Consider the following 18,907-nt stretch of genomic DNA (forward strand, 5'->3'; position numbering starts at 1 on the left):
TGCTCACTGCTCACTGCTCACTGCTCATCCGCTGAGCCAACCCTCCGCCGCGCATCCGCCAATGCATATTTCTGTGTAATCAGACAGACGCACGTCATCGACCTGATAACTTTCAGGACTTGAGGATGCATAAGGTCTTGCGGTGACTGCACTTGTTACGACTTCAACAATCCTGGCAGGTTATCCTCGCCATACAGATGCAGTGCACCCACCGCCACCACATAGCGGCCTTTCGGCAGCGCCTGCAATAACTCGCGCCAGTGCTGATTACGATTGCGCATCAGCGTGTCATTGAGATCGCTGCTAAAGGTGGTCGGCAGGGCCACCGGTTGTTGCGTGGGCGGTGCATCCAGCCACCAGCTGATCATGGTTTGCAGCAGGCGGGCGTTGGTGTGCCAATGCTCCAGCGTATCCAGTAACAGCGATAAACCTTCCTGCGGTAGCGACTTTAGCAGTGCGATCTGAGTTTCCGGGCCTTCCAGTTCAATAATGCGCTTATTGGCTGCTTTTGCCGCCATCAGTAGCTGGTAATCAATGCCATATTGCGGCCGTAATCCCAGACGCTGCGCCTGTTGTGCCTGCAGCATTAAGGCGATTTGCCAGAACGGCAGCGTGTCGAATACTGTCATGGAAAGCGAAAGCTCATCGCACAGGGCATTCAACCGCTGCAGCACCTCGGCATCCAAACGCATCGCCAACGGTGCATAGTCATCGTCATTGTTGAAGGGGGATGCGCCCTGGGTGATGTCGGCTTCAACAATCAGTGCGTCGGCTTTGCTCAGCTGACGCAATAAACCCGCAGGCAACGGCTGCATATCGCGCGTGCCCATATGAATACTGCCCGCCAGATGCAGGCGTCGATCGCCCAATTTGATATCCATTGCCGGCCAGGTATATCGCGCCGGTAAGAGGCTGGCGGCCATCTGCTGGAAGCTGTGCCACAGACTGCGTCTCATGCCCTGTCCTTTTGAAGTCAAAAATCCATGCTAGCGATTTCAGTCAGCGAAAAACAGGGCAGAGAGGGCGATTAGCGTTTTGCTGGCTTAAAGCGCAACAAACGATTCGCGTTACTCACCACGGTAATCGAAGACAGCGCCATCGCCGCGCCCGCCACGATCGGGCTAAGCAGCAAGCCGGTGAACGGGTAGAGCACGCCCGCCGCAATCGGAATTCCCAGGCTGTTATACACAAAAGCCCCGAGCAAGTTCTGACGCATATTACGCAGTGTCGCGCCTGCCATCGCCAGCGCATCGGCAACACAGTGCAGATCGTTGCGCATCAACGTCATGGCGGCGGTTTCGACGGCCACATCGCTGCCGCCCCCCATCGCAATGCCGACATCGGCCTGCGCCAGCGCCGGGGCATCATTGATGCCATCACCGACCATGACCACTTTACGCCCCTGCTGCTGCAACTGCGCGATCGCCTGCGCTTTGCCTTCGGGCAGCACGCCCGCAATCACTTCATCAATACCGGCTTCGGCAGCGATTACCTGCGCGGTTTTCTGGTGATCGCCGGTCAGCATGATTAGCCGATAGCCCAACTGGTGCAGGCGCTGTAACGCCTCCGCGCTTTCCGGGCGCAGGCTGTCACGCAGGGCGATCAAGCCGAGCAACTGACGATGATCGGCCAGCAGCACCGGCGTGGTGCCTTGCGCGGCGAAACGGTCGATATCTTCTTGTGCGGCGCGGTAATCAATCTGTTGTTCATCCAGCAGTGCCTGATTGCCGAGCAGCAGCGTTCTGCCCGCGACTTTAGCGCTCACGCCTTTGCCGCGTATTGTACGAAATTGCTTAGTCGGCTGATCGCTGAGATCGGGGGCTGCCGCCAAAATCGCTTTCGCCAGCGGATGGTTCGAACCTTGTTCCAGCTGCGCCGCAGCGCTCAGCACCTGCTGGCGATTCCAGTCGCCATACATCAGCACATCGCTCACCTGAGGCGTGCCGCTCGTCAGCGTGCCGGTTTTATCAAACACGATGGTATCGACTTCGCTGGCACGCTGCAGCGCATCAGCATCACGCACCAGCACGCCCAGTTCTGCCGCGCGACCCACCCCGGCAATCACCGACATCGGCGTCGCCAGCCCCAGTGCGCAAGGACAGGCGATAATCAACACCGTCGTGACGATCACCAGCGTGTAGGCGAGCTGCGGCTGCGGGCCGACCAGATACCACACCAGACCGGCCAGCAGCGCAATCGCCACCACCACCGGCACAAACACCGCTGAGATGCGATCGGCCAGGCGGCCAATGTCCGGTTTGCTGCTTTGTGCCTGGCGCACCAGATTGATGATACGCGCCAGCGTGGTGTGGCTGCCGGTGGCGCGTGCCACGAAGCGCAGCGTGCCATCCTGCACCAGCGTCCCGGCATAGACTTTATCGCCGGGCTGTTTCGCCTGCGGCACCGCTTCACCGGTTAACATCGCTTCATCAAACCAGGCTTCGCCGCTGTCGACTTCGCCATCAACCGGCACACGATCGCCGGTGACCAGCTTCAGCAGCATGCCGGGCTGAACCTCACTCAACGGCATCAGCGTTTCGCCCTGTTCACCGATCACACGCGCCTGAGCAGGGGTGAGATCCAACAGGCGTTCCAGGGCTTTAGATGCCCGCTGGCGTGCTCGCTGTTCCAGCGCATGGCCGAGGTTAATCAAACCGACGATCATCACGCTGGCTTCAAAATAGAGATGTCGCGCCTGCATCGGAAAAAATTCTGGCCACAGCGCTACGCTCATCGAGTAGATCCATGCGGCGCCAGTGCCGAGGGCCACCAGCGTATCCATGGTGGCGGTGCCGTGACGTAAGCTGCGCCAGGCACTGCGATAGAAATGACCGCCGGCGATCACCATCACCAGCAAGGTGATAACGCCGAGCGTGCGCCATAACGTTTGGTTGGCGTCACTCAGCATCATATTGTCGCCGAGCATGCCCCAGATCATCATGGGCACGCCGAGCAACAGCGCCAATCCCGCCTGCCAGCTAAAGCGGCGCATCGCCTGCTGTGCGCTGATTTGCTGGCGTTCGCGTCGGGTTTGTTCATCGTCGATAGCTTCAGCGGCGTAGCCTGCTTGATCCACGGCACTCATCAGCGCTTCGGCAGACGCATTGCCCAATACCAGCGCGCTACGCTCACCCAGGTTGACGCGTGCCTGACTCACGCCGGGCACGTTTTGCAGCGCCTGTTCCACACGGCTCACGCAGCTGGCACAGCTCATGCCGCTGATCAGCAAATGGTGAACAGGAAGGTTTTCTTCTGCCGGTTGCGACTCCGTTGTCAGCGCCTCCGGCGGCGGCTCTGTTGCTGTCAACGGCTCAGGCTTTGGGCTGTCTTTCACCGCCGCGTGATAGCCGGCTTGTTCAACGGTTGCAATCAGATCGCTGGCGCTGGCCGCACCGGTAACGCGCGCTTCCTGCTGCGTGACGTCCGCTTGTTCCACATCGTCGCGCTGCTCCAGCGCTTCTTTGACCCGTTTTACGCAGTGGCCACAGGACAAACCGTCCAGCGCCAGTAATTGTGTGTGTGACATCTTAAACTCCTTAAACGAGAGGTTTGACTGTCTGCAAACTTTGCATTAGTTATAGAGCCTAAACCTTCCATTCAGGGGAAGGTCAAGCGGTCATGAGGTGAAGACAAAAGATGAACATCAGCGATGTGGCAAAAAAAACCGGGCTAACCAGCAAGGCGATCCGTTTTTATGAAGAGAAGGGCGTGGTGACGCCGCCGTTGCGCAGTAACAATGGTTATCGCAGCTATGCCGCGCATCATATTGATGAGCTGAATCTACTGCGTCAGGCGCGTCAGGTTGGCTTTACCCTGGACGAGTGCCGCGAGCTGGTGACCCTGTTCAACGATCCCGCTCGCCACAGCGCGGATGTCAAAGCGCGCACCTTGCAGAAAGCGGATGAAATCGCTGCGCACATCGAAGAGTTGCATGCGATGCGCGCGCGACTGCTGGAACTTGCTGAAGCCTGCCCCGGCGATGACAGTGCTGAATGCCCGATCATCAATCATCTGGCGGGCTGCTGCCATCAGGGTGAAGGAAAGCGCGGCTGAATCAGCAGCGTGATACCCACCACTCCGGTGACGATCACGGGTGTTCCGGCAGGCAAATCTTCTTTAGCCTGCACGCGCCAGCTGCTGTCGCCAATGCGCACATGACCTAAACCCTCTCTGAGCGTGGTATCCAGGGTCAGGTGCATCCCGATCATCTGCGATCCGCGTTGATTCAAAGTGTTCGGCTGCTGTGAAACCTCACGGTAGCGCATCCAGCGATACCAGAAGTAAACGCACAGCAACGTCAGCACCGCGAACAAAATGCCCTGATGCGTCCACGAGAACGGGAAAAGCCATTCGATCAGGCCGACCAGCACCGCCGCTAATCCACTCCACAGCAGATAGCCGCTGGTACCCAGCATTTCAGCCGCCAGCAGCAGGCCGCCCAACGTCAGCCAGAACCAGTGCGGATGGGCTATCAGTTCCATCAGGATCACGGTTTACGCTCCTGACGGCTCTCCTTCAGCAATTCACCGATCCCGGCAATGGAACCCAGCAAACTGCTGGCATCCAGCGGCATCATCACCACTTTGCTGTTATGAGATTCACCGATCTTCTGTAGCGCATCGGTATATTTCTGCGCCACAAAGTAGTTCACCGCCTGAATGTCGCCTGCCGCGATCGCCTCCGATACGGCACGCGTGGCGTTGGCTTCGGCCTGCGCCTGGCGTTCACGCGCTTCGGCCTGCAGGAAGGCGGAGGTTCGTTCACCTTCGGCTTTCAGAATTTGCGACTGCTTATCCCCTTCGGCGCGTAAAATCGCCGCCTGGCGTACGCCTTCTGCGGTAAGAATGTCGGCACGCTTGGTACGCTCGGCCTTCATCTGCGCGTTCATCGCGGCGATCAGTTCCTGCGGCGGACGCACGTCACGGATTTCGATACGGGTGATCTTCACGCCCCACGGATTGGTGGCTTCATCGACGATGTGCAGCAAGCGGGTATTGATGTTATCGCGCTGCGACAGCATCTCATCCAATTCCATGCTACCGAGGACAGTTCGGATATTCGTCATGGTCAGATTGAGGATCGACAGCTCAAGATTGCTGACTTCATAGGCCGCGCGCGCAGGATCAACCACCTGAATGAAGCACACAGCATCAATGGTGACGTTAGCGTTATCTTTGGAGATGATTTCTTGCGAGGGAATATCGAGGACTTGTTCCATCATATTGATCTTGCGACCAATACGATCCATGAACGGGACGATTAAACTCAGGCCGGGTGGCAGGGTTTTAGTGTAACGGCCAAAACGTTCTACCGTCCACTGATAGCCTTGTGGCACGATTTTTACACCGGCCCACACGGTAACGAGCGCAAGCACGATAATGACGGGAATCACAGTCAACATATAACCTCCTGGTTGTCAGATTGTCGGGCCGAGTCGTTCGGCCCGTTGCACGTGCGGTACCGATCAGTACAGCAGCGAATACATCTGGCGACGATAGCGCGTAGCGAGTGCATCGCCTGTGCCGAGCGCAGCCAAAATTTCCTGGAACATTTTGCGCACCTGACCTTCGCCCGCACTGAGATCGCTCTTCAGGAAGCTGAACAACAGATCCAGTGCTTCTTCGTTGCGGCCCACCTGATGCAGCTGTAAAGCAAGTTTAGCAGCCAGCTCCGCATTCGCGGGCTCACTGGCCAGCTGTTCCTGCAATTGCTGGATCTCCGGAGTATCCGCAGCTTGCTTTAGCAGTTCGATTTGCGAAACCAGGCTCTGATAGCGGGTATCCTGATCCTGTAAAGGTACCACTGCCAGCACTGCTTCGGCTTCATCGCTGCGGTTCAGAATGATCAACACTTCTGCTAGCAGGAAGCCAATTTCACTGTTTTGGTTGCTCAACTGCCAGGCATCTTTCAGCAGCGGCAGTGCATCCAGCGGTTTGCCTTCTTCCATCAGCTGCATCGCCTGATGGGTTTTAATCTCTTCTTCACGCGGCAGCACTTTTTGCAGTAGTGCGCGGATCGCCTCTTCCGGCTGCGGGCCCTGGAAGCCATCTACCGGCTGTCCATTCTGGAACAGATACACGGTTGGAATGGAGCGCAGACCAAACTGCGATGCCACCATCTGCTCTTTATCGCAATCCAGTTTGGCCAAAATGAACTGACCCGCATACTCCTGTGCCAGACGCTCCAGCATCGGCGTTAGCTCCTGACAGTGTTGGCTGCGATCGGACCAGAAGTAGAACAGCACCGGCATCTGCGTGGATTGTTCCAGCGTCTGGTGCAGGTTGGATTCGTTGATGTCGATAATCAAAGCGTGTGACATGAATACGTCTCTTTGCAGAAAGTGTGTTGAGAATATGGGGGCAAGCTGCCCGTGTTCAAGTTCAAATCTGGCTTGCCGCTTAGTTGCTGCGCAAGATGCGATCCAGCATCCAACCGGGTAACAGGCGTTTCAGCAGGCTCATCACCCATGCGACCAGCGTCACCGGATAACGCAGGCGCGGGTGTTTGCTTTCCAGCGCGTGGCGCAATTTGGGCAAAATGGCTTCCGGTGGCAGGGTGAAACGTGCGGCAATCCCCGGATTACGCACCGGTTTATCCTGCTCGCCCTGATGCACATTGTCGGTGAAACGCGTGGCAATTGGCCCGGGCTCGATCAAACTCACGCGCACACCGCTATCGCGCACTTCCATGCGCAGTGCATCGCTCCAGGCTTCTAGTGCCCATTTACTGGCGGCGTAGGCGCCGCGTCCGGGCGTGGAGATCAGCCCCAGCACCGAGCTGGTATTAATGATACGCCCATTACCGCTGGCTTGCAGCGCAGGCAGCAAACGCATTGTCAGTTGGTGGGTACCGAAGAGGTTAGTGGAGAACTGTTTTTCCAGCTGCGCGCGCGACACGCTGCTCAGTGGGCCATATTGACCAAAGCCGCCGTTATTAAACAAACCGTGCAGGCGATGCTCGCACAATGCCAGTATGCGCTCAGCGGCGGCATCCACGCTGGCTGCATCATCAAGGTCGAGCTGGACGCCAATAAAGCCCAGGGCTTCCATGCGCGCCACATCGTCCGCTCGACGGCAGGCAGCAATCACGCGATAGCCGCGAGATTGCAGATCGTTGGCGGCCGCTAAGCCAATACCGCTGGAGCAGCCGGTGATGAGGATATTTTTTTGCATAATCACTGTAAGGCTGTTTGAGATTGATAACAGATTCAGTGATTTGTACTACTGGCGTCAACCTTTAGTTATGGCCAACCCGGATGCTTCAGCGCGTGGTTTGCTGAGTGCGTTGAATGGCCTTTCTATGTACTTCCATGCCAGCCATGCCAGTAGTAATGAGAGGACGACCGAGATACAAAATCGCAAAGGCCCATCTTCAATCCCCAGACCATTCAAACGTTTACCTAGCCCTTCATTCATTAAGGTGTGTACGAGATAAAGTGAAAATGAGATATCACCTAACTTCAGCCATGCGCGTGGGATAAGCTTCCCAATTCTCTCTTCTGAAGCAATGGCGAATAAGAGAATAAGTGCATAAATCCATCCTGAGCCGGTTAAGCCATGCCCGACAAACAGCCCATGGCTAAAAAGCGCAACCATCATGACTACCGAAGCAGTAAACATGATCAGCATCAGTTGAGCGTTGAGTTTACGCAGCAGCGGTACACTTAGCCCAATGAGCATGCCGACCAGGAACAATAAAATCATCGGATTGGTCACAAGGTTTAGCTGTGCACTGCCGAGCTCATAACCTTGTTCTGCCAGGCTCAAGTCTTTCCCGGCAAGCCAGGGGATGGTGAACAGTGTTAAGACGAACCAAATTGCGATGGCTAAAGCTCGACGTGGTAATCCCAGAAGCAATCCGACTGCAAGATAAAAGTAGAGTTCATAATTGAGGGTCCAGCGAATGCCATACATGCCACTGTCATCCACATAAAAAGGACCGTGATCAGGATATATCGGCTGAAAGGTGAGTGCGCTTATCAGATTCTGGGTTTTATCCGCATAGTGGAAGGTGCTCATAGCACCAGAGAGCAGAAAGGTAACGATCAGAATAATGTAGTACGCCGGTAATATACGGAAGAGGCGGCGCTTTAAAAATTGCACAGTACCCGAAAACGTAGCGGGCGTTGTTTTTAAGGTTAAAACAATCACAAAGCCGCTAATCAGGAAAAACAGGTCAACACCGGTAGCCCCCCAACCAAATAATGCATCTCCTAACCCAGGAGACTTTGCATTGATGTTCCAGCGGAAATGGAAAAACATCACGCTGAGGGCAGCTAATCCCCTGAGCGCGTGCACACTCTTGAAAAAACTCGCATTCATTTGATTTTCTTAACTGTGGTAGCCAGCCGCAAGTAGGCGGCTTAAATTGTGCCCTTTTATATCATTGCGTTAAGGGTGTGACCACGAAAAGTTAAGAGTGAAAGGAATTTGTTAATATTTATTTGATTTAAGTAAGATGTGTGATGCTGCGCATCGGCAGACCTGATGCGCATAAACGGTTTTTAATGCAGCCGTTGCATGGGTTTGCATTTCTTTACCTGTTTAAAATCACACGCCGGCATTAATTCTGCTTTACTAGCGGAGCCAGTTCGTTAGCCATCAGGTTGGCAATAAACGGCTGCGCATCCGGATTGGGGTGAATACCGTCCTGCTGCATCCATTCCGGCTTCAGATAGACCTGCTCCATAAAGAAGGGCACCAGAGGAATGTTGTACTGCTGTGCCAGCTGCGGATAAATCGCGCTAAACGCCTCCGTATAACGACGTCCATAATTAGCAGGTAAACGAATTTGCATCAGCAGCGGCTGCGCTTTGGCGGCTTTGACTTCGTCGATCACTTTACTCAGATCCTGCGCGATATTGGCAGGCGGGAAGCCGCGCAAGCCATCGTTACCGCCCAATTCGATTAACACCCAACGGGGTTGATGCTGTTTTAATAGGCCAGGCAAACGCGCCAGCCCTTGTCCTGCGGTATCTCCGCTGATGCTGGCGTTAATAATCTGGGGCTGCTGTTGCCAGGTTTTATTGAGCAGGCTGGGCCATGCCGCAGTGGCGGACATACGATACCCGGCGCTCAGGCTGTCACCCAATACCAGCAAGGTATCGGCGGCGGCGATGCGGGACACCAGCAGAAGCAATAACAACAGGAAGGGATAATGCCAGCGGAAAACATTGTTGCAGTTTATCATCTTACTAAGTCCGTCGGTCAGGGAGAGCATCAGCTGACCATCCTTACCGGAGTTGAGCTGGTTGTCAAACCAGCTGAGACCATCGCGCTGATTGGCGAATCGGGTTCCGGCAAATCCACATTGCTGGGCATTCTGGCCGGGCTGGACGATGGCAGCAGCGGCGAGGTCAATCTGCTCGGCCAGCCGCTGCACAACATGAACGAAGAGCAACGTGCCGCGTTGCGCGCACGCGAAGTGGGCTTTGTGTTCCAGTCCTTTATGCTGGTACCGACGCTCAATGCGCTGGAAAACGTCCAGTTGCCTGCTTTATTGCGTGGTGACAGCGATCGCGACAGCCGCGCCCAGGCGGTGGATCTCTTAACGCAACTTGGCCTGAAAGATCGTCTGCATCATCTGCCCGCGCAGCTTTCCGGCGGCGAGCAGCAGCGTGTGGCGCTGGCGCGCGCGTTTAGCGGCCGTCCTGGTTTACTGTTCGCCGATGAACCCACCGGCAACCTGGATCGCAAAACCGGCGATCGCATCGCCGACCTGCTTTTCTCCCTCAACCGCGACTTCGCCACCACGCTGATTCTGGTGACGCACGATGAGCAACTGGCGGCGCGCTGCGATCGTCGGCTGCGCCTGCGCGACGGCAAGCTGTGGGAGGAGACATGATTTGGCGCTGGTTCTGGCGTGAATGGCGTTCGCCCTCACTGTTGATTGTTTGGCTGGCGCTGACATTGGCGGTGGCCTGCGTGCTGGCGCTGGGCTCGATCAGCGATCGCATGGAAAAAGGGCTGAGCCAGCAGAGCCGTGATTTTATGGCGGGCGATCGTACTCTGCGCAGCAGCGCGCCCGCGCCGGAAGCCTGGCTGAATAAAGCGCGTGATGAAGGGCTCTCCGTCAGTCGTCAGCTCAGCTTTATGACCATGACCTTCGCCGATCAGACGCCGCAGTTAGCGGATGTGAAAGCGGTGGACGATGCCTATCCGATGTTCGGCACCTTGCAGACCGATCCGCCGGGATTAAAACCGCAGGCGGGCACAGTGCTGGCCGCGCCGCGCTTGCTGGCGCTGCTTAATCTGAAAGTCGGCGACAACGTCGATGTGGGGGATACCACGCTGCGCATCGCGGGCGAAGTGATTCAGGAGCCGGATGGCGGCTTCAATCCGTTCCAGACGGCGCCACGCCTGCTGATGAACCTCGCGGATGTTGATAAAACCGGTGCGATTCAGCCCGGCAGTCGGCTCAGCTGGCGCTACAAATTCTCTGGCGATCCGGCTCCGCTGGCGCGTTATGACAGTTGGATCCAGCCGCAGTTGAAAGCCGGTGAGCGCTGGATCAGCGTCGAGAACTCGGAAGATGCGCTGGGTCGCTCGATGCAGCGTGCGCAGCAATTCCTCCTGTTATCGGCGTTGCTGACGCTGATGCTGGCGATTGCCGCCGTGGCGGTGGCGATGAGCCATTACTGCCGCAGCCGCTACGATTTGGTGGCGGTGCTGAAAACGCTGGGCGCCACGCGTAAAGCCTTACAACGTCTGATCATTGGCCAGTGGCTGGCGGTGCTGCTGCTGGCGGCGATAGCGGGCAGCGTGCTGGGGCAGGGGATTGAGATCATCCTGCTGGCGATGCTTAAGCCCGTGCTGCCTGCCGCCTTGCCTGCCGCCAGTTTCTGGCCGTGGTTATGGGCGATTGGTGCGATGTTTGTCATTTCGCTGCTGGTGGGATTGCGCCCGTATCGCCTGCTGATGGCGACGCAGCCGCTGCGCGTGCTCCGGCGTGATGCGGTGGCCAATGTCTGGCCGCTGCGGTTTTATCTGCCCGCCATGGCGCTGGTAGTGGTTGGCCTGCTGGCGTTATTGATGGGCGGTAGCAAAATGTTGTGGGCGCTGCTGGTGGGCGTGGTGATGCTGGCGCTGCTGCTGTCACTGCTCGGCTGGGGCACACTGTTGCTGCTGCGTAAGCTGGTAGTGCGCAATCTGGCGATGCGTCTGGCGATCAATCGTCTGCTACGACAGCCGGTGATGACGCTGAGCCAGCTGGCGGCATTTTCGCTCTCCTTTATGCTGCTGGCGCTGTTGCTGGTGATGCGCGGCGATCTTCTGGATCGCTGGCAGCAGCAGTTACCGCCGGATGCGCCGAACTACTTCCTGCTTAACATGACGCAGGAACAGGTGCCGCAGGTGCGTGACTTCCTCAATCAACATCAGGTTAAACCGGAATCCTACTATCCGATTGTGCGTGCGCGTCTGACCGAGCTGAACGGTAAAGAAGCCGATCCGAAGATGGATAACGCGCTGAACCGCGAACTCAATCTGACATGGCAGGCGGATCGACCGGATCACAATCCGCTGCTGGCCGGAAGCTGGCCGCCTAAAGCGGGTGAAGTATCGATTGAAGTGGAACTGGCGGATCGTCTTGGCCTGAAGCTCGGCGATACCCTGACCTTCAGCGGTGATACCCAGCAGTTCAGCGCCAAAATCACCAGCCTGCGCAAAGTGGACTGGGAGAGCCTGCGGCCAAACTTCTTCTTTATCTTCCCGCCGGGCGCACTGGATCAACAGCCGCAAACCTGGCTCACCAGCTTCCGCATGGACAGTAATCCGGCGCTGCTGGCGCAGCTCAATCGTGCCTTCCCAACGCTGAGCTTGCTGGATGTTGGCAGCATGCTGAAGCAGATTGGTCAGGTGCTGGCGCAGGTCAGTCAGGCGCTGGAGATCATGGTGGTGCTGGTGACGATTTGCGGCGTGTTGCTGCTGCTGGCACAGATTCAGGTAGGCATGCGTCAGCGCAGACAAGAGCTGGTGGTATATCGCACGCTGGGTGCCAGCAAACGGCTGCTGCGCGGCACGCTGTGGTGTGAGTTTGCGTTGCTCGGCGTGGTTTCCGGCGTGGCTGCCGCATTAGGCGCAGAAGCGGCGCTGTGGGGATTACAGCGTAAGATTTTTGACTTCCCCTGGGAGCCCGACTGGACGCTGTGGATGGCATTACCGATTTGCGGCGCGCTGCTGTTGTCGCTGTGCGGCGGCTGGCTGGGCGTGCGATTGCTGAAAGGGAAGGCGCTATTCAGACGATTTGAAGCAGCTTAATCATCTGCACATAAATTTAAGGCCGCTTGCGCGGCCTTTTGCATTTACAGCTTCTCAACCGCCCAGGCAATTCCGCTGGCGTACTCTTCCGGCAGCTGCGGCACCAGCGCGTTCAGCGCCGCCGCAAGGCGTGCCTGATCGCTGTCGGTGAGATTTAAGTGCCCAACCTTACGGCCCGGACGCACTTCTTTGTCGTACCAGTGCAGATGCACCAGCGGCTGTTGCAGCCAGTCGACATTCACGTCGGTGCCAATCAGGTTCACCATCACCGACGGCGCAAACACCACCGGTTTTGGCAGCGCTAAACCGAGCACCGCGCGCAGATGCAGCTCAAACTGGCTGATCGATGCGCCGTTCTGCGTCCAGTGACCGCTGTTGTGCACGCGCGGGGCCAGTTCGTTGATCAACAGGCCTTCTGGCGTGATAAAACACTCCATCGCCATCACACCGACATATTTCAGCTCATGCATGATCGCGCTGAGCATCGCTTCCGCCTGCTGCTGTTGCGCGGCATCGGCCTGCGGGAAGGCGACGCTGGTGCGCAGAATGCCGTCCTGATGCAGGTTATGCGTCAGCGGATAAAACACCGTGGTGCCATCCTGACCGCGCGCACCGACCAGCGACACTTCACCGCTGAAGTTGATGCCCTGCTCAACAATGCATTCGCCGTAGCACTCATCCGGCAGCGCATCGGTCTCGTGAGCGCGCAGACGCCACTGACCACGACCGTCATAACCGCCGGTGCGACGTTTCACAATCGCCAGCTCACCCAGCGAGCTGAACACCTGCGGCCACTCAGCTTTAGCTGCCAGCAACTGCCATGGCGCCGTTGCCAGGTTCAGTTGATCGAGCAATTGTTTCTGCGTCAGGCGATCGGCCAGACGTGGAAAGATATCGCGGTTCACAAATGCCGGATGCAACGCCAGCTCACGCGTTAACGCAGTTTCCGGCCAACGCTCGATCTCTGCTGTGATCACGCTTTCAGCGATCGGCAGGGCAGAAGGTTCGGCATCCAGACCCACTGGATACACCGCGATGCCCAGCGGTTCACCCGCCTGGCGCAGCATACGGCCTAACTGACCGTTGCCGAGTACGCAAACCGGTTTCATGCGTCCACCCGTGGATCTGGGTTGTTCAGCACTTCGTCAGTCTGGGTTTGACGCCAGGTGGCAAGACGCGCCGCCAGTTCTTTGTCGTGCACCGCCAGAATCTGTGCTGCCAGCAGCGCCGCGTTAGCCGCACCGGCTTTACCGATCGCTAATGTGCCGACAGGAATGCCGCGCGGCATCTGCACGATAGAGTAGAGGCTATCCACACCGCTCAGCGCGGCGCTTTGTACTGGCACGCCCAGCACCGGCACCAAGGTTTTGGCGGCAATCATGCCCGGCAGATGCGCAGCACCGCCCGCTCCGGCAATGATCACGTGGAAACCGTTATCTGCGGCGGTTTCGGCAAAGCTGAACAGTTTGTCTGGCGTACGGTGAGCAGAGACCACTTCAACGTGGAACGGAACATCCAGGCTGTTAAGAATTTCCTCGGCGAACTGCATGGTAGCCCAGTCACTTTTAGAACCCATGACGATGGCGATACGAGCCGGGGTGGCGTTGGATGACATGCGGTCAACTCCTGTGAATAGTCAAACGAACCTGGCCGGGCGGGCAGGTAAAGAAGGGCACAGAGAATAGCATGAGAAGGGAGCAAGGAAAACGGTTGCGTGGCCGGAAAACGGGCAATGATGCGAGAAGAGGAATCTTCATCGCGCTGAGTGTCGAGCACGAATGCGCCCGACTATTTCAGGATTCGATGTTAAAACGGAAATTCGATCAGCTGCACGCCATCGGCATCAACCTGAATCATTGAGCCATTTTCATGCCAGGCACCGAGCACCACGCGCTGGGCGCTTTCACCTTGCACGACTAGCTCATGCACCGCCGGACGGTGGGTATGCCCGTGAATCAGAATCCGCACTTGCTGGCGCGTCATCGTAACGATCACGGCTTGCTGATTGACATCCATGATGCTCATCGACTTGTGCTGATTGGCTTGCTTGCTGTCGGCGCGCATACGCGCAGCAATGCGCATGCGGATGCGCAGCGGCAGGGCGAGGAACAGACGTTGCAGCCAGCGCTGATGCACTTTGGCGCGGAAGCGTTGATAGCCTTCATCGTCGGTACACAAGGTATCGCCATGCATAATCAGCACGCGATGGCCGTAAAGGTTCAGCACTAGCTCTTCCGGCAGCAGCATCATGCCACTTTCGCGCGCAAAACGTTTACCGAGCAGGAAGTCTCGATTGCCATGGATGAAGAATGTGGGGATCGGCAGGGCTTTTAGTGCTGCGGCGATTTCACGATGTAGCGGATTGGGATCGTCATCGCCAATCCAGGCTTCAAACAGATCGCCGAGGATGTAAAGCGCATCGCAATCGCGCGCTTCACCCTGCAAAAAATGCAGAAAACCGGCAGTAATTGCCGGTTCTTCTGTGCACAGATGCAAATCTGCGATAAACAGCGTGCGCGACATTACTCGCTAACAGTCACTTTCTGGATGACAACGTCGTCAACCGGAACGTCCTGATGCATGCCGCTGCGGCCAGTTTTCACCGCTTTGATTTTCTCAACTACGTCCATGCCTTCAACCACTTCAGCGAACACGCAGTAACCCCAGCCCTGCAGGCTTTCGTCACGGAAGTTCAGGAAGTCGTTGTCTGCTACGTTGATGAAGAATTGTGCAGTCGCGGAGTGTGGCGCCTGAGTACGGGCCATCGCCAGCGTACCTTTGGTGTTTTTCAGACCGTTGTTGGCTTCGTTACGAATGTCTTCTTTGGTGTCTTTCTGCTTCATGCCAGGCTCGAAACCGCCGCCCTGAACCATGAAACCGTTGATAACACGGTGGAAGATGGTGTTGTCGTAGAAACCTTCACGGCAGTAGTCCAGGAAGTTTTTCACGGTAGCCGGCGCTTTGTCATCGAAGGTTTTGATAACGATGTCGCCATGGTTCGTCTGGAAAGTGACCATTATATTCGTCCTGTTACGGGTGTCGTCAGTATCAACTGCCGCGCCTGCTAAGCGGCGGGGCATTTTTGTAGACGCCTCTTATATCACAAATTCCGATGGCTCGTCAGTAAGGCAGCCACAGAAGGTAAGCGAGCGATGCACAACTGAGAAAAATACGGCACAATACCCAGCTACGCTGGAAAGGCGTATCCCGCAAACGTTAATAACGGAATCGTTCAATGCTGAAGATCTATAACACCCTGAGCCGTCAGAAAGAGGAATTCAAACCGATCCACGCTGGTCAGATCGGCATGTACGTCTGTGGAATTACGGTTTATGACCTTTGTCATATCGGTCATGGGCGTACCTTCGTTGCATTTGATGTGGTGTCACGTTATCTGCGCTATGTGGGCTATCAGCTCAAATATGTGCGTAACATTACCGATATTGAAGACAAGATCATCAAACGCGCCAACGAGAACGGTGAGAGCATCGAAACGCTGACCAACCGTATGATCGCTGAAATGCACAAAGATTTTGACGCGCTGGGCATTCTGCCGCCGGATCTGGAGCCGCGTGCCACGCGCCATATCGCTGAAATCATCGAGCTGGTTGAGCGTTTAATCGAACGCAAACACGCTTATGTGGCGGATAACGGCGATGTGATGTTCGATGTGCTGAGTGACAAAGGGTATGGCGTGCTGTCGCGTCAGGATCTGACTCAGCTGCAGGCGGGCGCGCGCGTTGAAATCACCGAAATTAAACGCAACCCGATGGACTTCGTGTTGTGGAAAATGTCCAAGCCGGATGAGCCAGCCTGGAATTCGCCGTGGGGCAACGGTCGTCCGGGCTGGCACATCGAATGTTCCGCAATGAACTGCAAACAGCTGGGCACCCACTTCGACATCCACGGTGGTGGATCGGATCTGATGTTCCCGCACCATGAAAACGAAGTGGCGCAGTCAACCTGTGCGCACGACGGCGATTACGTCAATTACTGGATGCACTCCGGCATGGTGATGATCGACCGCGAGAAGATGTCGAAATCGCTCGGCAACTTCTTCACCGTGCGTGACGTACTGGCGCATTACGATGCGGAAACCGTGCGTTACTTCCTGATGTCGGGCCACTATCGTAGCCAGCTCAACTACGGCGAAGATAACCTCAATCAGGCACGTGCGGCGCTGGAGCGTCTTTACACCGCACTGCGTCACACCGATGCCAGCGCTACGCCAGCAGGCGGCGAAGAGTTTGAAGCGCGCTTCCGTACCGCGATGGATGACGACTTCAACACGCCGGAAGCCTACTCAGTGTTCTTCGACATGGCGCGTGAAGTGAATCGCCTGAAAACCGAAGACAAAGCCGCCTCTGATGCTTTGGCCGCGAAACTGCGTCAGCTGGCGAACGTGCTCGGCATCCTGCAACAGGATCCTGAGCTGTTCCTGCAGAGCAGTGCGCAGGTGAATGATGATGAAGTGGCGGAAATTGAGCATTGGGTCAAAGCGCGTTCTGATGCGCGTGCCGCAAAAGATTGGGCACAGGCGGATGTCGCGCGTGACAAGCTGAATGAGCTGGGCGTGATTGTGGAAGATGGTCCGCAGGGTTCGAGCTGGCGTCGTAGGTAATAGCGTCGGGTGCGCTTTTATCGGCACTCGAATAGGCAGATTGAAGGGTGCGCTGTCATCAGCACCCGAATTTTCAGGTTGCAGGGCTCGCATTGATGCGTGCCTGAATTTACAAGCCGCAGAATAGCAAAAGGGGCGAACCACAGTTCGCCCCTTTTTATTTGCCCGAATGCTTAAGCTACAACGGTGATTTTAAAACCGGCGAACTCTACGTTCTGGCCTGCCACAATCTTGCAGCGCTTACGCGTTTCGACTGCGCCATCCACGCGCACTTCGCCATCCGCGATGGCGACTTTTGCTTGCGCACCGCTCTGCACCCAACCTTCAAGTTTCAGCAGGTCACACAAATCAACGTGAGCATGTTCGCCCAAAGAAAAACTGGCCATTATGCCTCCTCCACGTCGTGATACTCTTCGCACGCGACTAATGTATTTTGAATCAGGGTCGCAACGGTCATCGGACCGACGCCACCGGGAACCGGGGTGATATATGACGCACGCTCAGAAGCGCTCGCGAAATCCACATCGCCCACTACTTTACCGCTCTCCAGACGATTGATGCCAACATCAATCACCACCGCGCCTGGCTTGATCCAGTCACCCGGAATAAAGCCCGGTTTACCGACCGCCACCACCAGCAAATCGGCGTGCTCAACGTGATGACGCAGATCTTTGGTGAAACGGTGCGTGACGGTGGTGGTGCAGCCCGCCAGCAGCAGCTCCATGCTCATCGGACGACCGACGATATTGGATGCGCCAACCACCACGGCGTTCAGGCCGTAGGTATCGATATTGTAGCGCTCCAGCAGCGTGACGATACCGCGCGGCGTACAAGGACGCAGCTTCGGCGCACGCTGGCACAGACGACCGATGTTGTACGGATGGAAACCATCGACATCTTTGTCCGGCACGATACGTTCCAGCACTTTGACATTATCGATGCCGGCTGGCAGCGGCAGCTGAACCAGAATACCGTCGATTTCGCTGTCATTGTTCAGCGTATCGATCAGTTCCAGCAGTTCGGCTTCGCTGGTGGTCGCAGGCAGATCGTAAGAGCGGGAGATAAAGCCCACTTCATCACAGGCGCGACGTTTGCTGGCGACATAGATCTGCGAAGCGGGGTTCTCACCCACCAGCACCACTGCCAAACCTGGTGCACGTTTACCGGCCGCCAGACGCTGCTGTACTTTTTCGGCAACCTCAAGGCGCACCTGCTGCGCAATCGTTTTACCGTCAATAATTTTTGCTGCCATCAGAGAGGAAATCCATCTGTAGAAAGTTAAATCGGGGATTGGTGCCTATTCTGTCAGAAGCGCGTCCGGCTGTCAGGTAGAGATTCATTTCGCCTGTGCGTTTCACGACTTTCCGCAGTGACGTGAGACCGCCTTAGCGCGTATTATGTCCCTCAGGAAATTATGTGGATGCCGTGATGATTTGGTTAATACTCGCCACGCTGGCGGTGGTGTTTGTTGTAGGGTTTCAACTACTGACGGCTGGTTCGCGCCATGCTGCGCAGGCGCTGAGTAAAAGGCTGCAATTGCCGCCTGTGCATGTCGAATCCATGCTTTCATTGATGGGAAAAGACGCGGCCAAAGAGTTCACTGACTACATCTCAGGGGATAACGAAACTCATCTGGGCAACGGCGCGGCGGTGCTGCTGATTTGGCAGGTGCTGATTGTGGATGGCGGTGACGCGAACGCGGTGCGCTGGCACGGGATTTTGACTAAAGCGGGGTTTTCGGGGCTAATTTCGCGACAGCAGCTGTTGTTAGCGTTAGGATTTCTGCGTCAGCTGGAGCCGGAGAGTGCGGAACTGCATGCGTTGCGAGAGCAATATAATGCGCGGTTTACTCAGCAGGGGATCGAGCTGGAAGGGGAGGCTGGCGAAGTGAGTAATTTGGTGTCGATGAGCGAGTGGCGTAAGCGGCATTGAGGGGCGGGGGATTGTTGGGCATAGGTATCTAGGGCGGATGGCGCGCGACGTGGGGCGTATTGCTCGGTCTTCAGGACGAATTGTTCAATGATTCAAC

At 56.5% G+C, this 18,907-nt stretch carries 19 protein-coding genes; 5 read left to right on the plus strand and 14 right to left on the minus strand.

Features of this window, described 5'->3' with window-relative positions:
• Positions 1–155 precede the first annotated feature (155 nt).
• Positions 156–956: a TraB/GumN family protein gene (locus IAE30_RS11225; protein ID WP_200679649.1), complete on the minus strand. Its 801-nt coding sequence runs from the start codon at positions 954–956 to the stop codon at positions 156–158.
• 71 nt (positions 957–1,027) lie between these two features.
• Positions 1,028–3,526, minus strand: a complete 2,499-nt coding sequence (copA, locus tag IAE30_RS11230) for a copper-exporting P-type ATPase CopA (RefSeq protein WP_200679658.1) — start codon at positions 3,524–3,526, stop codon at positions 1,028–1,030.
• Between the two features lie 110 nt (positions 3,527–3,636).
• Here copA and cueR point away from each other — a divergent pair, with 110 nt between their 5' ends.
• Positions 3,637–4,053: a Cu(I)-responsive transcriptional regulator gene (cueR, locus tag IAE30_RS11235; RefSeq protein WP_034828208.1), complete on the plus strand. Its 417-nt coding sequence runs from the start codon at positions 3,637–3,639 to the stop codon at positions 4,051–4,053.
• On the opposite strand, the gene IAE30_RS11240 is transcribed toward cueR, so the two are convergent.
• The 6 genes from IAE30_RS11240 to tesA form a co-directional block, all read right to left on the minus strand.
• The gene (locus tag IAE30_RS11240; protein ID WP_045816373.1) at positions 4,029–4,487 is read right to left on the minus strand and encodes an NfeD family protein; all 459 of its coding nucleotides are present in this window, start codon (positions 4,485–4,487) and stop codon (positions 4,029–4,031) included. The two genes, cueR and IAE30_RS11240, sit on opposite strands and share 25 nt — an antisense overlap.
• On the minus strand, positions 4,487–5,401 hold the full coding sequence (locus IAE30_RS11245) for an SPFH domain-containing protein (protein ID WP_034828210.1): 915 nt from the start codon (positions 5,399–5,401) through the stop codon (positions 4,487–4,489). The genes IAE30_RS11240 and IAE30_RS11245 overlap by 1 nt, the downstream gene beginning before the upstream one ends.
• A gap of 63 nt (positions 5,402–5,464) precedes the next feature.
• Positions 5,465–6,319, minus strand: coding sequence for a co-chaperone YbbN (locus IAE30_RS11250; protein ID WP_200679660.1), 855 nt, complete (start codon positions 6,317–6,319; stop codon positions 5,465–5,467).
• A 79-nt stretch (positions 6,320–6,398) separates the two neighbouring features.
• On the minus strand, positions 6,399–7,172 hold the full coding sequence (locus tag IAE30_RS11255; protein WP_200538742.1) for an SDR family oxidoreductase: 774 nt from the start codon (positions 7,170–7,172) through the stop codon (positions 6,399–6,401).
• Between the two features lie 57 nt (positions 7,173–7,229).
• Positions 7,230–8,321, minus strand: a complete 1,092-nt coding sequence (locus IAE30_RS11260) for an acyltransferase (protein ID WP_052059443.1) — start codon at positions 8,319–8,321, stop codon at positions 7,230–7,232.
• A 241-nt stretch (positions 8,322–8,562) separates the two neighbouring features.
• Positions 8,563–9,189 carry a multifunctional acyl-CoA thioesterase I/protease I/lysophospholipase L1 gene (gene tesA / locus IAE30_RS11265; RefSeq protein WP_200538743.1) on the minus strand — a complete coding sequence of 209 codons (627 nt, stop codon included), beginning with the start codon at positions 9,187–9,189 and terminating at the stop codon, positions 8,563–8,565.
• Between tesA and ybbA the strand changes: the two genes are divergently transcribed.
• A complete protein-coding gene (gene ybbA / locus IAE30_RS11270) occupies positions 9,157–9,843 on the plus strand; it encodes a putative ABC transporter ATP-binding protein YbbA (protein WP_038648468.1) in 687 nt (228 codons plus the stop codon). The genes tesA and ybbA overlap by 33 nt on opposite strands.
• The gene (gene ybbP, locus IAE30_RS11275) at positions 9,840–12,257 is read left to right on the plus strand and encodes a putative ABC transporter permease subunit YbbP (RefSeq protein WP_200679662.1); all 2,418 of its coding nucleotides are present in this window, start codon (positions 9,840–9,842) and stop codon (positions 12,255–12,257) included. Before ybbA ends, ybbP begins: the two co-directional genes overlap by 4 nt.
• Before the next feature lie 44 nt (positions 12,258–12,301).
• Here the strand turns inward: ybbP and purK are convergent, their stop codons facing one another.
• The 4 genes from purK to ppiB all read right to left on the minus strand — a co-directional run bounded on the left by purK (position 12,302) and on the right by ppiB (position 15,274).
• The gene (gene purK / locus IAE30_RS11280; RefSeq protein ID WP_038648463.1) at positions 12,302–13,366 is read right to left on the minus strand and encodes a 5-(carboxyamino)imidazole ribonucleotide synthase; all 1,065 of its coding nucleotides are present in this window, start codon (positions 13,364–13,366) and stop codon (positions 12,302–12,304) included.
• Complete coding sequence (gene purE, locus IAE30_RS11285) at positions 13,363–13,872, minus strand: 5-(carboxyamino)imidazole ribonucleotide mutase (protein WP_038648460.1); 510 nt, start codon at positions 13,870–13,872, stop codon at positions 13,363–13,365. The genes purK and purE overlap by 4 nt, the downstream gene beginning before the upstream one ends.
• A gap of 191 nt (positions 13,873–14,063) precedes the next feature.
• Complete coding sequence (gene lpxH / locus IAE30_RS11290) at positions 14,064–14,780, minus strand: UDP-2,3-diacylglucosamine diphosphatase (protein WP_200679672.1); 717 nt, start codon at positions 14,778–14,780, stop codon at positions 14,064–14,066.
• Entirely contained in the window at positions 14,780–15,274 is a 495-nt protein-coding gene (ppiB, locus tag IAE30_RS11295; protein ID WP_200679674.1) for a peptidylprolyl isomerase B, read from the minus strand. Before ppiB ends, lpxH begins: the two co-directional genes overlap by 1 nt.
• Before the next feature lie 218 nt (positions 15,275–15,492).
• Between ppiB and cysS the strand changes: the two genes are divergently transcribed.
• A complete protein-coding gene (gene cysS, locus IAE30_RS11300; RefSeq protein ID WP_200679676.1) occupies positions 15,493–16,878 on the plus strand; it encodes a cysteine--tRNA ligase in 1,386 nt (461 codons plus the stop codon).
• 173 nt (positions 16,879–17,051) lie between these two features.
• Here the strand turns inward: cysS and ybcJ are convergent, their stop codons facing one another.
• Positions 17,052–17,264, minus strand: a complete 213-nt coding sequence (gene ybcJ, locus IAE30_RS11305) for a ribosome-associated protein YbcJ (protein WP_038648448.1) — start codon at positions 17,262–17,264, stop codon at positions 17,052–17,054.
• Positions 17,264–18,130 (minus strand): bifunctional methylenetetrahydrofolate dehydrogenase/methenyltetrahydrofolate cyclohydrolase FolD, encoded by an 867-nt coding sequence (gene folD / locus IAE30_RS11310; RefSeq protein ID WP_034828233.1) that lies wholly within the window; start codon positions 18,128–18,130, stop codon positions 17,264–17,266. The genes ybcJ and folD overlap by 1 nt, the downstream gene beginning before the upstream one ends.
• Positions 18,131–18,306: 176 nt before the next feature.
• On the opposite strand from folD, the gene IAE30_RS11315 reads away from it, so the two are divergent.
• On the plus strand, positions 18,307–18,810 hold the full coding sequence (locus IAE30_RS11315) for a DUF1198 family protein (RefSeq protein ID WP_200679678.1): 504 nt from the start codon (positions 18,307–18,309) through the stop codon (positions 18,808–18,810).
• Positions 18,811–18,907: the final 97 nt, after the last annotated feature.

Origin of the sequence: Pantoea sp. S61 (assembly GCF_016625145.1) — a bacterium.
Taxonomy (GTDB): Bacteria; Pseudomonadota; Gammaproteobacteria; order Enterobacterales; family Enterobacteriaceae; genus Pantoea; species Pantoea rwandensis_B.